The 14,288-nt window shown below is 53.2% G+C and carries 16 protein-coding genes; 10 read left to right on the top strand and 6 right to left on the bottom strand.

The features are described 5' to 3' along the window. Window positions 1–34 precede the first annotated feature (34 nt). The gene (locus tag QMN38_RS20640; protein ID WP_323605873.1) at window positions 35–931 is read left to right on the top strand and encodes a dihydrodipicolinate synthase family protein; all 897 of its coding nucleotides are present in this window, start codon (window positions 35–37) and stop codon (window positions 929–931) included. A 41-nt stretch (window positions 932–972) separates the two neighbouring features. On the opposite strand, the gene kdgT is transcribed toward QMN38_RS20640, so the two are convergent. Together kdgT and sodA are read right to left on the bottom strand one after the other, a co-directional pair. Then, window positions 973–1,956, bottom strand: coding sequence for a 2-keto-3-deoxygluconate transporter (kdgT, locus tag QMN38_RS20635; protein ID WP_003028743.1), 984 nt, complete (start codon window positions 1,954–1,956; stop codon window positions 973–975). A gap of 283 nt (window positions 1,957–2,239) precedes the next feature. Continuing rightward, window positions 2,240–2,860 carry a superoxide dismutase [Mn] gene (gene sodA / locus QMN38_RS20630; protein ID WP_003840480.1) on the bottom strand — a complete coding sequence of 207 codons (621 nt, stop codon included), beginning with the start codon at window positions 2,858–2,860 and terminating at the stop codon, window positions 2,240–2,242. A 289-nt stretch (window positions 2,861–3,149) separates the two neighbouring features. Between sodA and rhaT the strand changes: the two genes are divergently transcribed. Then, window positions 3,150–4,184 carry an L-rhamnose/proton symporter RhaT gene (gene rhaT / locus QMN38_RS20625; protein ID WP_137381447.1) on the top strand — a complete coding sequence of 345 codons (1,035 nt, stop codon included), beginning with the start codon at window positions 3,150–3,152 and terminating at the stop codon, window positions 4,182–4,184. Here the strand turns inward: rhaT and rhaR are convergent. Both rhaR and rhaS read right to left on the bottom strand, forming a co-directional pair. Further along, window positions 4,181–5,029 (bottom strand): HTH-type transcriptional activator RhaR, encoded by an 849-nt coding sequence (gene rhaR / locus QMN38_RS20620; protein ID WP_137381446.1) that lies wholly within the window; start codon window positions 5,027–5,029, stop codon window positions 4,181–4,183. The two genes, rhaT and rhaR, sit on opposite strands and share 4 nt — an antisense overlap. A gap of 152 nt (window positions 5,030–5,181) precedes the next feature. Continuing rightward, a complete protein-coding gene (rhaS, locus tag QMN38_RS20615) occupies window positions 5,182–6,030 on the bottom strand; it encodes an HTH-type transcriptional activator RhaS (protein WP_323605871.1) in 849 nt (282 codons plus the stop codon). 303 nt (window positions 6,031–6,333) lie between these two features. Between rhaS and rhaB the strand changes: the two genes are divergently transcribed. The 5 genes from rhaB to rhaM all read left to right on the top strand — a co-directional run bounded on the left by rhaB (window position 6,334) and on the right by rhaM (window position 11,563). Continuing rightward, a complete protein-coding gene (gene rhaB / locus QMN38_RS20610) occupies window positions 6,334–7,803 on the top strand; it encodes a rhamnulokinase (RefSeq protein ID WP_271454384.1) in 1,470 nt (489 codons plus the stop codon). Next, complete coding sequence (rhaA, locus tag QMN38_RS20605; protein ID WP_271449564.1) at window positions 7,800–9,059, top strand: L-rhamnose isomerase; 1,260 nt, start codon at window positions 7,800–7,802, stop codon at window positions 9,057–9,059. Before rhaB ends, rhaA begins: the two co-directional genes overlap by 4 nt. A gap of 142 nt (window positions 9,060–9,201) precedes the next feature. Then, window positions 9,202–10,029 (top strand): rhamnulose-1-phosphate aldolase, encoded by an 828-nt coding sequence (gene rhaD, locus QMN38_RS20600; protein ID WP_323605870.1) that lies wholly within the window; start codon window positions 9,202–9,204, stop codon window positions 10,027–10,029. Between the two features lie 74 nt (window positions 10,030–10,103). Further along, window positions 10,104–11,252: a lactaldehyde reductase gene (gene fucO, locus QMN38_RS20595; protein WP_271449563.1), complete on the top strand. Its 1,149-nt coding sequence runs from the start codon at window positions 10,104–10,106 to the stop codon at window positions 11,250–11,252. Continuing rightward, window positions 11,249–11,563: an L-rhamnose mutarotase gene (gene rhaM / locus QMN38_RS20590; protein WP_323605867.1), complete on the top strand. Its 315-nt coding sequence runs from the start codon at window positions 11,249–11,251 to the stop codon at window positions 11,561–11,563. Before fucO ends, rhaM begins: the two co-directional genes overlap by 4 nt. Window positions 11,564–11,717: 154 nt before the next feature. Here rhaM and QMN38_RS20585 read toward each other — a convergent pair whose 3' ends face one another. Next, window positions 11,718–12,266: a helix-turn-helix domain-containing protein gene (locus QMN38_RS20585; protein WP_271449561.1), complete on the bottom strand. Its 549-nt coding sequence runs from the start codon at window positions 12,264–12,266 to the stop codon at window positions 11,718–11,720. Between the two features lie 101 nt (window positions 12,267–12,367). Between QMN38_RS20585 and QMN38_RS20580 the strand changes: the two genes are divergently transcribed. Both QMN38_RS20580 and QMN38_RS20575 read left to right on the top strand, forming a co-directional pair. Continuing rightward, window positions 12,368–13,027, top strand: a complete 660-nt coding sequence (locus QMN38_RS20580) for an AzlC family ABC transporter permease (protein WP_271441470.1) — start codon at window positions 12,368–12,370, stop codon at window positions 13,025–13,027. Next, a complete protein-coding gene (locus tag QMN38_RS20575) occupies window positions 13,027–13,350 on the top strand; it encodes an AzlD domain-containing protein (protein WP_137381438.1) in 324 nt (107 codons plus the stop codon). The genes QMN38_RS20580 and QMN38_RS20575 overlap by 1 nt, the downstream gene beginning before the upstream one ends. Before the next feature lie 42 nt (window positions 13,351–13,392). Here the strand turns inward: QMN38_RS20575 and QMN38_RS20570 are convergent, their stop codons facing one another. Then, entirely contained in the window at window positions 13,393–13,605 is a 213-nt protein-coding gene (locus QMN38_RS20570; RefSeq protein WP_003825262.1) for a YdgH/BhsA/McbA family protein, read from the bottom strand. 129 nt (window positions 13,606–13,734) lie between these two features. On the opposite strand from QMN38_RS20570, the gene QMN38_RS20565 reads away from it, so the two are divergent. Beyond that, a complete protein-coding gene (locus QMN38_RS20565; protein ID WP_271441469.1) occupies window positions 13,735–14,256 on the top strand; it encodes a Crp/Fnr family transcriptional regulator in 522 nt (173 codons plus the stop codon). The last annotated feature ends 32 nt before the right edge of the window (window positions 14,257–14,288 follow it).

Below are 14,288 nucleotides of genomic sequence, written 5' to 3'. Positions count from 1 at the left end.
TTTGAAACATCATTTCAATTAAGGAGTCGACAACGTGACTGGTCAATCGCAATTTGCTGGCGTCTGGTGCCCTTCCATTACGCCAATGGACAATGATGGCAAGATCGATCTCAATGGTCTGAGCCAGCATCTCAAACGCCTTACTGAGGCAAAAATCGACGTTATTTTGTTGATGGGCAGCATTGGGGAATTTGCTTCCTTTACGCTCGAAGAAAGGCTGCTGCTGATCCGTGAGGCCCGCGCCATGAGCTCGCTAAAGATGGTCGCCAACGTCTCATCCACCTGCCAGAATGATGTTTTATTGATGGCACAGGAAGCGTATCGCTCAGATTACGATGCCGTGATGATCCTGCCGCCCTACTACTACGGACAAACGGCGAAACAGCTGCTGAGCTACTTCCGTCAGTTGGGGCAGAAACTCAGCGGTAAATGGTTTGCTTATAACTTCCCGGCACGCACCGGCTGCGATTTAACCCCCGAATTGGTAGCCACCCTCGCCGCTGAGTTCCCGAATTTTGCTGGCATTAAAGACACCGTCGACTGTCAGTCCCATACCCGCAGCATGATTCAGACCACCCGAGCCGTGCGGGAGGATTTTGCCGTGCTGTCCGGCTATGACGAATACTACATTCCCAACCTGTTGGCAGGTGGCGCGGGGATCATCTCGGGCCTCAACAACGTTATGCCTGAGCTGTTTGTCAGCGCACGCGAGGCGTTTAAGCAGGGCGATCAGGCGGCGCTGCGTGAGATTCAGGATAAGATTGGCACCTACATGTCCATCTACGCCATCGGCGAGGATTTTGTCACTACCATCAAGACCGTTGTGTCACGGAAGTTTGGCTATTGCACCGGAGTATCACGAAACGCGGGTGGAGAGTTGAACGAGAGTGAGTGTCGGACTATCGATGAGGTGTTCGTCGTCAAAGGTTAACGCATTAAGCCGGATGGTGCAGACCATCCGGCTTAAGAGACTTACTTCACGGTACCGCGAAGATCAATTTCCGCCGCTCTGGCTTTGGCTCTTTTCGACCAGATGGATGTGATAATCGGTACGAGGATCGAGGTTACAATCACTGAGGTCGCCACCAGGGAGGTGGCCGCTGGTGCCATCGGTTTGAACGCCGGAACCATTTCAGCAATCAGCACCGGTGTGGCAACGGCCGCGCCAGCAGAACTGGACGCCGCAATCCCCGCAGTACCATCCCCACCACCAATCAGTTTATCGGCAATAATCAACGGAATGCCGGTAATGATAATGACCGCTACGCCCAACAGAATACCCAGAACGCCAGTCTGCGCAATGACGCTCAAATCAATAGTGTTACCCAATGCGAAGGCAAAGAAAGGGATCAGCGTCTGCACGGCTTTACTGAAGAATTCCCGCAGCTCAGGATCCAGATTACCCAGCGCAAAACCAATCAGGAACGGCAATACCGCCCCCACAAATACATGCGGTTCAAACGACGCAATCCCGGCGGTTCCCAGAATGACCATGGTCATCAACGGACCTGACTCCAGCGACATCAGGACAAACGCCCCAGCCTCTTCTTTGGTGCCGTATTGCTGCATGATCGAGGCATACAGCCCGCCGTTAGTCATATCCATTGCAGCCACCAGCGCCAGCGTGGACAACCCGGCGAAGAACCCCACTTCCACGCCATGTTCAGGAAGAATGCGCGATGCAATCGCCGCGACCACCCATGCGACCAGGATCTTGGTTATCACTAACGTGCCGGATTTACGCAGTACGGTTCCGGTAGCGCTCAGCTTAATCGACGCCCCCATGCAAAAGAACCAGACGGCCAGAATCGGCACCGTACCGGTGATCATACCGTTGGTAAATGAGCCGAAGTATTTCCCGGCACCGGGTGAAAAGGTGTGACATAACGCGCCCAGAAAAAGTGGTACTAACATCATACCGCCTGGGATTTTCTCTATCGTACGTTTGATCTGCATTTCCATCACCTGTAGACATAAAAATGGGGCAATTTTTATGGGCGACTGCATCTTGCTTTTGAGATGCGCCCGTCTTGATGAAAAGAAGATAGACATTCAGAGAAACTATAAAAGTGATCCCACTCGCATAATAAAACCTTGTTTCAATTTAAATGGATCAATGTTCCTATGTTGATTTTGATCACAAAAAAGCCCCCACAGGCATCGCTTGCAGGGGCTGTATCACGTCATCAGATCCCGACCTGATCAGCATAACGTTCTCAGGTTTCAGGCATCATTAAACTTATTTTTTTGCGGCAAAACGCGCTGCGGCTTCGTCCCAGTTCACTACGTTCCAGAACTCTTTGATGTAGTCCGGGCGACGGTTCTGGAATTTCAGGTAGTAAGCGTGTTCCCAGACGTCCAGGCCCACAATTGGGAAGCCGGAAGCACCAGAGATAGCTTCACCCATCAGCGGGGAATCCTGGTTAGCGGTGGAAACAACAGCCAGTTTGTCACCTTTCAGAACCAGCCACGCCCAGCCGGAACCGAAACGAGTGGCTGCTGCTTTTTCAAATTCAGCTTTGAAGTTGTCAACGGAACCGAAGTCACGTTCGATAGCCGCTTTCAGGTCGCCCTGCAGCGTGGTACCGGTTTTCAGGCCTTTCCAGAACAGGCTGTGGTTAGCGTGACCGCCAGCGTTGTTACGCAGAACGGTTTTCTTATCCGCAGGCAGCTGATCCAGTTTGGTGATCAGCTCTTCAGCAGACAGGCTCGCGAATTCAGGCAGGCTTTCCAGCGCAGCATTAGCGTTGTTTACGTAAGCCTGGTGGTGTTTGGTATGGTGGATTTCCATCGTCTGCTTATCGAAGTGCGGTTCAAGGGCATCATAAGCGTACGGCAGGGATGGCAGTGTATAACTCATAATCATCTCCAGTATTGTCGGGCGGCCAGTGTTAACGCCGCGTAAGCAGTTGGGTCATTATAGTTAATTAAATGATATTGAAAATGATTATCAATGCCGTACTTTTTACAGGGTCTTAATTATTCATCACCATTACTGAAGATGTGAGCCAAATCACCCAGTTAACGTGATGATTGCCAACAAGAGGACAAAGGCGGCAATCGTCAAAAGGTTAATCATCTGCGTAATTTTTAAACTCGTTGTGTCGGAGGGGTTATGACCGACGATAAAAAATAACGAGGATTCAGTCATGAGTAACGCGATTACGATGGGTATTCTTTGGCATTTGATAGGTGCAGCCAGCGCAGCCTGTTTCTATGCCCCGTTCAAACAAGTTAAACATTGGTCATGGGAAACAATGTGGTCGGTTGGCGGGATCGTCTCCTGGCTTATCCTGCCATGGACCATCAGCGCCATGTTGCTTCCCAATTTCTGGGCCTACTTCAGCTCTTTTAGCCTCTCCACGCTGGCACCGGTATTCCTGTTTGGCGCGATGTGGGGGATCGGTAATATCAACTATGGCCTGACCATGCGCTATCTCGGCATGTCGATGGGGATTGGTATTGCGATTGGTATTACCCTGATTGTCGGCACGCTGATGACCCCTATCATCAACGGTAACTTTGATGTGCTGATCAACACCAATGGCGGACGCATGACGCTACTGGGCGTATTGGTCGCGCTGATCGGCGTGGGCATTGTGACCCGCGCAGGGCAGTTGAAAGAACGTAAAATGGGCATCAAAGCAGAAGAGTTCAACCTGAAGAAGGGGCTGGTACTGGCGGTAATGTGCGGCATTTTCTCTGCCGGGATGTCCTTTGCGATGAACGCGGCGAAACCCATGCACGATGCTGCTGCCGCGCTGGGCGTCGATCCGCTGTACGTCGCGCTGCCAAGCTATGTCGTCATCATGGGCGGCGGTGCTTTAGTCAACCTGGGCTTCTGTTTTATTCGTCTGGCAAAAGTGAAAGATCTTTCGATAAAAGCCGACTTCTCGTTAGCCAAACCGCTGATCATCACCAACGTGCTGCTGTCCGCGCTCGGTGGTCTGATGTGGTATCTACAATTCTTCTTCTACGCCTGGGGCCACGCTCGCATTCCGGCGCAGTATGATTATGTCAGCTGGATGCTGCACATGAGCTTCTATGTCCTGTGCGGTGGTATTGTTGGTCTGGTGCTGAAAGAGTGGAAAAACGCGGGCCGCCGTCCGGTCAGCGTACTGAGCCTCGGCTGCGTGGTCATTATTCTCGCGGCAAATATTGTCGGTCTGGGAATGGCCAGTTAATCATTCGGGCTGCTGAGATGACGCCACTGGCTCGGCGTCATCCCGGTTTCTCGCGTGAATACCACCGAAAAGTAATTACTGTCTTCAAAGCCGCAGCGCATAGAAATTTCACCGATCATCAGTCTGCTGTGCTTGAGCAGATACTGAGCATGGCAAACCCGCACCTGGCGGAGATACTGGTTGATGGTCATTCCGGTCTGGCTGCGAAACTGCTGACGCAAAACTCGCTCACTGCACTGTTCCTGCTCGCAGAATTTATCCAGCGCAAAGGCATGTTCATGACTCCCGGCCAACGCGGTAATCAACTTATCCAACAACGTTTCACTTGATGTCGCTGGCAGCGTATCCGTGGCATAGCGATGCCGTTTGAAATGAGTCACCAGTTGCCCAAACAGCAATTCAGCCATTTCAAAAGCCAGCGGGTCACGCTGATTACTCTCGTGTTCAAGCTGACTAATTATCTGCCGGGCCTGGGACATACCAGCGCTGCCAAGCCGCCAGTGGGGCTGTCGCGGCGAGCCGTTAAATCCTGGGATCGCGCTTTCCCAGCCGACATTCAGCGTCAGCCGTTCCGGGCAGTAAATGATATTTTGCAGGACGAGATCGTTAACTGAGGTGTAGGAGTGTTTGTCTTCGGCACGGATATAAAACAGATCGCCACGGGTTATCCGGTACGGGCGATCGTTGAGAACATGCAGGCCATTACCGCGCCACACCATTACCAGTTCGCAAAACTCATGAGTATGTTCGGCAAACACATCCTGCGGATAACGATCGGCCACCGCGACGGCCTGGTGGTCATTCGCAAAAAAGTCTGATTTCAGAAGGACCAGATGATTCACCATCACATCACCTCAACCTGAACGCTTGCCGGATGCGCTACGTTTATCCGGTCTACAGGGCATCCACGTAGGCCGGATAAGGCACAGCCGCCATCCGGCATAAAAGGGTATGATTATCAGCAAACGGACGGCAAAAAACGTTGATAGCTTTCGCGTTACTGGAGGCTGCTTCCAGTAATGACATCGCGTCCCTGTCGGATATCGCGCGGCGACCAGTTAAACTCCCGGCGAAACAGCGTCGAAAAATGGTTACTGTCACCAAACCCGCAGCGATAAGCGATGTCCGTCACGCTGTCATCACTGTGACGTAGCAAATGGCGGGCTTTGATAAGCCGTAGGCGGTTGAGATAGCGCTGTGGCGTCAGCCCGGTCTGTTGTTTAAGCTGACGGTGCAAAGTGCGTAAAGAGAGCGAAAACTGCTCGGCTACGGCTTCCCAGCACACTTCGTCGGCAAAGTTGTCCTCCAGCCATGCCAGTAGTTGGTTCAGCCGCGCATCATTATCTGTTGCCGCTGCCATCAGGCTACTTTTACGCAACAGTACCAACAACTGCATGAACAAGATCTCACGATTTGCCGCCGTTGGGGTATCCATTGCCTCACCAAGATTTTCCATTTGTCCCACCAGATGCCGAACCTGCTGCAGCACGCTCTGATTCACCCGCCAGTGCGATGGATATTGCCCATTCAGCTCCTGGGGCAACAACTGATTCAGCCCGGCCAAAAACTGAAACGCCTCCGGGGAACGATACAGAATATTGGTCAGACACAGGTTGTCAGTATGTTCATATAAGTGTCTGTCATGATCGCGGACAAAACACACCGTTCCCCCGCTAATGGTATAAGGCTGTCCATTGAATACATGAATTCCCGTACCATGCTCAACCACTACAATTTCATGAAAATCATGATGATGCTCTGGAAAAGCAGGCTGAGGAAGCCGGGGTTCAATCGCCACGGGCGCTTTACCTGTCGGAAAAAAATCCACGCAATGCAATACGGTCATGATGACATCCACCCCGATCAAATGAACATGGCTGAATAGTAATTAAGGGTTATCACCCTCACCTTAAATTTTTGACGTCAAAGTGCGTAAACACGGTCAATTCTTCAAGAAATAGCGGGAAAGATCGGGAATTGCGGAAGGGGTCACATCAGAAGAAACCATCCCTATTAGTAGAAAATGTGAACGCTATCACGTTCACCTTTGCCATGCTGCCAGCCGCCTATTGTCGTTGTCACTAACAAGAAGGTACGCCATTTCACGGGTTCTTAGACTGAGTGCAATGAAACTCAGAAGGACCTCGCTATGACTCTTCGCCATTGTGTCGCTGTTGATCTCGGTGCATCCAGTGGACGCGTAATGTTGGCGCGTTACGACAGTGAACACCGTACCCTGACACTGCGTGAAATCCACCGCTTTGTTAACTGCCTGCAAAAAACAGACGGTTTTGACACCTGGGACATCGACAGCCTGGAAAACGACATTCGCCTCGGTCTGCAGAAAGTCTGCGATCAAGGCATTCGGATCGACAGCATCGGCATTGATACCTGGGGCGTGGATTATGTCCTGATCGATAAAAACGGTCAGCGTGTCGGATTGCCAGTCTCTTATCGCGATAGCCGCACCAACGGCATTATGTCGCGGGCCATGACGCAGCCAGGTAAAAGTGAAATCTATCGCCGTAGCGGCATTCAGTTTCTGCCCTTTAATACCCTGTATCAGCTCCGCGCGCTGATCGAGCAGCAACCGAAACTGATCCCCCAGGTAGCGCATGCCCTGCTGATCCCCGATTACTTCAGCTATCGCCTGACCGGAGAAATGAACTGGGAATACACCAACGCCACCACCACCCAGTTGGTCAATATCAACACCGACGACTGGGACGAAACCCTGCTTGCCTGGAGTGGTGCCGACAAAGCGTGGTTTGGCCGCCCCACGCATCCGGGGAACATAATTGGTCACTGGATTTGCCCACAGAAAAATCAAATCCCGGTGGTTGCCGTCGCCAGCCATGACACCGCCAGCGCGGTGATCGCTTCACCGCTGGCCGATAAACACAGCGCATACCTCTCTTCAGGCACCTGGTCACTGATGGGTTTTGAAAGCCGAACCCCATATGCCAACGATGCGGCACTGGCGGCGAATATCACCAACGAAGGCGGCGCGGAAGGACGCTACCGCGTGCTGAAAAACATCATGGGGCTGTGGCTACTCCAGCGCGTGTTAAAAGAGCGGCAGATAACCGACCTACCTGCGCTTATCGCCCAAACCCAGGCGCTGCCGGCCTGCCAGTTTCTGATTAACCCCAACGACGAGCGCTTTATCAATCCTGACGACATGAGCGCGGAAATTCAGGCAGCATGCCGGGAATCTGGCCTGCCAGTGCCAATGCAAGATGCCGAACTGGCGCGCTGCATTTTCGACAGTCTGGCGTTGCTGTACGCCGATATCCTGCAGGAACTGGCTGAGCTTCGCGGCGAAGCATTTCACCAACTGCACATCGTCGGTGGTGGGTGCCAGAACGCATTACTCAACCAACTTTGCGCGGATGCCTGCGGTATTCGCGTCATATCCGGGCCTATTGAGGCCTCCACGCTCGGCAATATTGGCGTCCAGTTAATGACGCTGGATGAGCTAAACAACGTCGATGATTTCCGCCAGGTGGTACGCGCTAACTACGACCTGACAACCTTCATCCCCAATCCTGAAAGTGAAATTGCCCGCCACAAAGCGCAGTTTCAACCATTACGACAGACAAAGGAGCTTTGCGCATGACCACTCAACTTGAACAAGCCTGGGAACTGGCAAAACTGCGTTTCGCAGCGGTAGGTATTGATGTCGAGGAAGCATTACGCCAGCTCGATCGTCTGCCGGTCTCCATGCACTGCTGGCAGGGCGACGACGTAGCCGGATTCGAAAACCCGGAAGGTTCGCTCACGGGTGGAATTCAGGCAACCGGTAACTATCCGGGCAAAGCGCGTAACGCCAGCGAACTGCGTGCCGATCTGGAGCAGGCGCTCAGTCTGATACCAGGACCTAAACGACTGAACCTTCATGCCATTTATCTGGAATCAGAGACACCGGTTGCCCGCGACCAAATCAAACCTGAACACTTCAAAAACTGGGTGGAATGGGCAAAAGTGAACCGCTTAGGGCTGGATTTCAACCCATCTTGCTTCTCACACCCGCTGAGTGCCGACGGTTTCACACTGGCGCACGCCGACGACCATATCCGCCAGTTCTGGATTGACCACTGTAAAGCCAGCCGCCGCGTTTCTGCGTATTTCGGCGAGCAACTGGGTACGCCGTCGGTGATGAACATCTGGATCCCCGATGGCATGAAAGACATCACTGTTGACCGTTTAGCGCCGCGCCAGCGTCTGCTGGAAGCGCTGGATGACGTGATCAGCGAGAAGTTCGACCCGGCGCACCATATCGATGCCGTTGAGAGCAAGCTATTTGGTATCGGCGCTGAAAGCTACACCGTCGGCTCTAACGAGTTCTATATGGGTTATGCCACCAGCCGCCAGACAGCATTGTGCCTGGATGCAGGTCACTTCCATCCGACTGAAGTCATTTCCGACAAGATCTCCGCCGCCATGCTGTACGTGCCACGCCTGCTGCTGCATGTCAGCCGTCCGGTTCGTTGGGACAGCGACCACGTGGTGCTGCTGGATGATGAAACTCAGGCGATTGCCAGTGAGATCGTGCGCCACAACCTGTTCGACCGCGTACACATTGGCCTCGACTTCTTCGACGCCTCAATCAATCGCATTGCCGCATGGGTTATCGGTACCCGCAACATGAAAAAAGCCCTGTTACGTGCACTGTTAGAGCCAACCGAACAGTTACGTCAGCTCGAAGCCAGCGGCGACTACACCGCCCGTCTGGCCCTGCTGGAAGAGCAAAAATCGCTGCCGTGGCAGGCCGTCTGGGAGATGTACTGCCAGCGTCACGACACCCCAGCCGGTAGCCAGTGGCTGGAAAGTGTGCGCGCTTATGAAAAAGAGATTCTGAGCCAACGTAGCTAAGCGTGACGCCAGGCTTGTAGGCCGGATAAGACGCCCTGCGTCGCCATCCGGCAGTGAATGAAACACGATTGCCGGATGGCGCTGCGCTTATCCGGCCAGCGTAAGACCCGATAACGTTCGGGCAATAAACAGGAACACCGACATGCATAACATTACCACGTCCTGGTTCGTCCAGGGGATGATCAAAGCGACTTCTGATGCCTGGCTGAAAGGCTGGGATGAGCGCAACGGCGGTAACCTGACGTTACGTCTTGATGAAGCAGATATTGCGCCATTTAGCGCCGATTTCCACGAAAAACCGCGCTATATTGCGCTGAGTCAGCCTATGCCGATGCTGGCGAACACATCATTTATCGTCACAGGTTCCGGCAAGTTCTTCCGTAATGTTCAGCTCGACCCGGCCGCCAATTTAGGCGTGGTGAAAATTGACAGCGACGGCGCGGGTTATCACATCCTGTGGGGTCTGACCCATGAAGCCGTGCCGACTTCAGAACTGCCGGCCCACTTCCTCTCTCACTGTGAACGCATTAAAGCCACCAACGGCAAAGACCGCGTCATCATGCACTGCCACGCCACCAATCTGATCGCACTGACCTACGTACTGGAAAACAACACGGCACTGATTACCCGTAAGCTGTGGGAAGGCAGCACCGAATGTCTGGTCGTGTTCCCGGATGGCGTCGGCATTCTACCGTGGATGGTACCGGGTACCGATGAGATCGGTCAGGCTACCGCGCAGGAAATGCAGCAACACTCGCTGGTACTGTGGCCGTTCCACGGCGTATTCGGCAGTGGGCCAACGCTTGACGAAGCGTTCGGCTTGATCGACACCGCAGAAAAATCCGCTGAGGTGTTAGTCAAAATTTATTCGATGGGCGGTATGAAGCAAACCATCACGCGTGAAGAGCTGATCGCACTCGGCAAACGTTTTGGCGTGACGCCGCTGGCAAGCGCCGTAGAGCTGTACTGATACCTCCCCACTCAACGCCGGATGCGGCTTCGCCTTATCCGGCCTACAGGATTTTATTGTTAAGGAGAATAGTGATGAGCTTTATGTTGGCACTACCAAAAATCAGTCTGCATGGCGCAGGGGCAATCCGCGATATGGTGAGCCTTGTGGCGAACAAACAATGGGGCAAAGCGCTGATCGTCACCGATGGCCAACTGGTGAAGCTGGGTTTGCTGGATAGCCTGTTTGCCGCGCTGGATGAACATCAGATGTCTTACCACCTGTTTGATGAGGTGTTCCCGAACCCGACAGAGGAGCTGGTGCAGCAGGGTTTTGCAGCATATCAGGCCGCAGAATGTGACTACATTATCGCATTCGGCGGTGGCAGCCCGATCGATACCGCTAAGGCAGTGAAGATCCTGACCGCTAACCCGGGTCCCTCCACGGCGTACTCCGGGGTGGGAAAAGTGAAAAATGCGGGCGTACCGCTGGTTGCCATTAACACCACCGCAGGTACGGCGGCGGAAATGACCAGCAATGCAGTCATTATTGACTCCGCGCGTAAGGTCAAAGAGGTCATTATCGACCCGAACATCATTCCGGATATCGCCGTGGATGATGCCAGCGTGATGCTGGAGATCCCGGCGTCCGTGACTGCCGCGACCGGTATGGATGCCCTGACCCACGCTATTGAAGCCTATGTCTCCGTCGGTGCACATCCATTGACCGATGCCAACGCGTTAGAAGCGATTCGCCTGATTAATCTGTGGTTGCCAAAAGCTGTCGACGATGGGCATAACCTTGATGCCCGTGAGCAGATGGCGTTTGGCCAGTATCTCGCGGGCATGGCGTTCAACAGTGCCGGTCTTGGCCTGGTGCATGCGCTGGCGCACCAGCCGGGCGCGACACACAACCTGCCGCACGGCGTTTGCAATGCCATCCTGCTACCAATAATCGAGAACTTTAATCGCCCCAACGCCGTGGCACGCTTTGCCCGCGTGGCGCAGGCAATGGGTGTCGATACCCGCGACATGACCGATGAGGCAGCAAGTATGGAAGCCATCAACGCGATCCGCACACTGAGCAAACGCGTAGGTATTCCTGTCGGCTTTAGTTCGCTTGGGGTAACCAAAGAAGATATCGAAGGTTGGCTGGACAAAGCGTTGGCCGATCCGTGTGCGCCTTGTAACCCACGCACAGCCAGCCGCGATGAAGTCCGCGAGCTGTATCTGGAGGCGTTATGATCCGCAAAGCCTTTGTGATGCAGGTGAATGCCGATGCGCACGTTGAGTATCAACGTCGGCATAACCCGATCTGGCCCGAGCTGGAAGCTGTGCTGAAAGCCCACGGCGCACATCACTACGCGATTTATCTCGATGAGACGCGCAACCTGCTGTTTGCCACAGTCGAGATCGAGTCCGAAGCGCGCTGGAATGCCGTCGCCGAGACTGAGGTTTGCCAGCGCTGGTGGAAGTATATGCGTGACGTAATGCCCACCAATGCAGACAACAGCCCGGTCAGCTCAGCGCTAAAAGACGTATTTTATCTGCCGTAAGTTATATGCCCGGTGGCGCAAGCTTACCGGGCCTACGGTTTTATTTTTTGTAGGTCGGATAAGCGATAGCGCCATCCGACAATTCAATTCTGCTCAGTCTTGTAGGCCGGATAAGGCACTAACGCGCCGCATCCGGCACAACGCAACATAACAGTTAGTTCTGCTCAGAAACCAGAATCGCCTGGGTATCCGGCTCCAGTGCTTTAAAGATATGGGCTTGATCGGCGGGATAACAGATATAGTCTCCCTCACCCAACGCTTCCGGTGCCTCAGTCAACCCGACCAGCGCCTTCCCCTGCGTCACAATAATATGCTCCACCGATCCCGGTGGATGTGGCTGTGAAATGCGGTCTGCACCGGGTTGCGTCAGCAGCAGGTAGATATCCCGTCGAGCGCCTGGAGGGCAAGCGGCCAATAAAATCGCCTGATAATGGGCCTGTTCCGCCACCACTTTTGTCCCCTCACCGCGGCGAATCACCTGCGTTTTTTGCTCCTGCGGTTCCAGTAATCGGGCAAAGGGGATATCCAGCGCCACACACAGTGACCACAGCGTTTCCAGGCTAGGATTTCCATTACCGGCTTCCAACTGGGAAAGCGTAGATTTTGCAATCCCCGCACGACGTGCAATCTCTGCCAACGACAAACCGGTACGCTGACGTTCGCGCACCAGACTTTTGGCAATCATACTGATGGGTTGGGTCATATTCGACTCTGTGTTTTTTATATCGAACGAATCGTTCGACTTGTAAAGCAATTCTGTTCCGTTCATTATAATGGAAATTCGTTCGATATGGCTAAAACAGTATGAAACATTATTTCTCCAGCCTCAAAGGCGACACGATAAAAGCAATTTTTTTAGTGTGCCTGGCCGTCGGTGTGGTGGGCATGTCCTACGGCTCGCTGGCAATGGCTTACGGCTTCCCGATTTGGGTGCCCTTTGTACTCTCGATTACCGTGCTGGCCGGGGCTTCTGAATTTATGTTCATCGGTATTATCGCCAGCGGCGGAAATCCGTTGGCGGCAGCGGCGGCCGGGTTACTGGTGAATGCCCGACATGTGCCGTTTGGCGTGACGGTACGCGATCTGGTCGGTACTCGCGCCGCCAGCTTTCTCGGCTGCCATATCATGAACGATGAAAGCGTGGTGTTCGGCCTGTCGCAGAAAACACCGGAACAACGTAAAGCCGCCTACTGGTTATGCGGTCTGGGCGTCGCCATTTTCTGGCCAATTGGCACACTGATCGGTGCCGGTGTCGGTAAGCTGCTCCCGGCACCTGAAACCATTGGGTTGGATGCCGTTTTCCCTGCCATTCTGTTGGCCTTAGTGGTTCCGGCCTTTAAAAACCGCACCACGCTCATCCGTGCCTGTAGCGGGGCCGCATTGTCACTCGCGTCCGTACCTTTCGCACCGGTAGGCTTGCCGGTACTGCTCTCACTGTTTGGCTTACTGGCGAGGAAAAAATAATGGGTAATATGACGCTGTTTATCGTCGGAATTGCCGTGCTGTCTTTGGGTACATATTTAATGCGCTTAGGGGGAGCAAAACTGGGAGGGCGTTTAGCCTTTTCTGAACGTTCACAGGCGTTGCTTTCTGATGCTGCAACGGTATTACTGTTCTCCGTCGCGCTGGCAACCACCTTTTATGAAGGCGAACACTTTGCCGGCATGGCGCGCGTACTCGGTGTGGGTTTCGCGGTCTTTCTCGCCTGGCGCAAGACGCCATTGATTGTGGTGATTATCGCTGCAGCAGTGGTAACCGCACTGCTGAGAATGGCGGGTATAAACTAAAAAAGCGCCCCTGGGGCGCTCTTTCTACCGTACTGAGATAACTTATTTCAGCAGTTCAGCGGTCATATGCACACGGTTACCGGTGTAAGCCTGAGTGATTTTATAATCGCTGGCACCCGCACGTTCAGCCTGAGCGGCAATTTTAGCTTCAGCGCTTTCCAGTGTGGAACCGGTCGCTGTAACAGTCTGGGCAGCGAAAGAACCGAAAGAAGTAGCGAGAGCGATAACTGCGACAAAAGTTTTGATGCTTTTCATGATATAAACCCTTTCACTTAGTTGTTTGAGTAAGGCACTGTGCCTTGATGTGATAAATAGTAGCCTTCATATCACACAACTAAAAGCGGAAGGATTTGCCAGTCTTATTCAAATTATTTGAGAGATAAGATGTCACATAATCGGGAATCACAGTGGCTTGCAGGCAGCCGAAGAAAAACGCAACCAGCGGGAAGTTGGTTACTGCGTCAGGGTGAACCGCAAAGTAAAATTCATCTTTTACATCATGGCGTTGCACGTGCGGTGTATCACGCAGACAGCGGCGTTGAAAGGGTTAAAGAGTTCTACTTTGCCGGGGAGTACTGCTTTCTGTACCTGAACTGGCTAACCAACACGCCTGCTGATTACAGTCTGCAAATGATCGCCGCTGGTGAAACCACTGAAATCCCCTTGGCGTTGCTGGATGCGCCGGAAAATCAGGATATTAAGACCCAGCTACTGGTCCAGCAGTTGATCTACAAAGAGAAAAAAGAACAAATGCTGTTGCTCAATACCCCAGAACAGCGCTACCAGTATGTACAAACACACTTCCCGGACTGGGAGTCGCAACTCACTCAGCGCGATCTCGCCAACTATATCGGCATTACCCCCGTTAGCCTGTCTCGTATTCGCCAGCGTCTTAACAAAGGTTAACGCCTTACGCTGATGCGTCGATTATTGTCCCG

The sequence above is a fragment of the Citrobacter sp. R-1.5.2 genome (assembly GCF_035064245.1).
Classification (GTDB): Bacteria; Pseudomonadota; Gammaproteobacteria; order Enterobacterales; family Enterobacteriaceae; genus Citrobacter.
Note: the sequence above shows the minus strand (reverse complement) of the source record. Positions and strands in the feature narration are given on the sequence as shown.

Bases quoted from the DNA above. Each gene is read 5' to 3' on its own strand.
- kdgT (WP_003028743.1), bottom strand. From the start codon at position 1,956: ATGCAGATCAAACGTACGATAGAGAAAATCCCAGGCGGTATGATGTTA.
- sodA (WP_003840480.1), bottom strand. From the start codon at position 2,860: ATGAGTTATACACTGCCATCCCTGCCGTACGCTTATGATGCCCTTGAA.
- rhaT (WP_137381447.1), top strand. From the start codon at position 3,150: ATGAGTAACGCGATTACGATGGGTATTCTTTGGCATTTGATAGGTGCA.
- rhaR (WP_137381446.1), bottom strand. From the start codon at position 5,029: ATGGTGAATCATCTGGTCCTTCTGAAATCAGACTTTTTTGCGAATGAC.
- rhaS (WP_323605871.1), bottom strand. From the start codon at position 6,030: ATGACCGTATTGCATTGCGTGGATTTTTTTCCGACAGGTAAAGCGCCC.
- rhaB (WP_271454384.1), top strand. From the start codon at position 6,334: ATGACTCTTCGCCATTGTGTCGCTGTTGATCTCGGTGCATCCAGTGGA.
- rhaA (WP_271449564.1), top strand. From the start codon at position 7,800: ATGACCACTCAACTTGAACAAGCCTGGGAACTGGCAAAACTGCGTTTC.
- rhaD (WP_323605870.1), top strand. From the start codon at position 9,202: ATGCATAACATTACCACGTCCTGGTTCGTCCAGGGGATGATCAAAGCG.
- fucO (WP_271449563.1), top strand. From the start codon at position 10,104: ATGAGCTTTATGTTGGCACTACCAAAAATCAGTCTGCATGGCGCAGGG.
- rhaM (WP_323605867.1), top strand. From the start codon at position 11,249: ATGATCCGCAAAGCCTTTGTGATGCAGGTGAATGCCGATGCGCACGTT.
- QMN38_RS20585 (WP_271449561.1), bottom strand. From the start codon at position 12,266: ATGACCCAACCCATCAGTATGATTGCCAAAAGTCTGGTGCGCGAACGT.
- QMN38_RS20580 (WP_271441470.1), top strand. From the start codon at position 12,368: ATGAAACATTATTTCTCCAGCCTCAAAGGCGACACGATAAAAGCAATT.
- QMN38_RS20575 (WP_137381438.1), top strand. From the start codon at position 13,027: ATGGGTAATATGACGCTGTTTATCGTCGGAATTGCCGTGCTGTCTTTG.
- QMN38_RS20570 (WP_003825262.1), bottom strand. From the start codon at position 13,605: ATGAAAAGCATCAAAACTTTTGTCGCAGTTATCGCTCTCGCTACTTCT.
- QMN38_RS20565 (WP_271441469.1), top strand. From the start codon at position 13,735: ATGTCACATAATCGGGAATCACAGTGGCTTGCAGGCAGCCGAAGAAAA.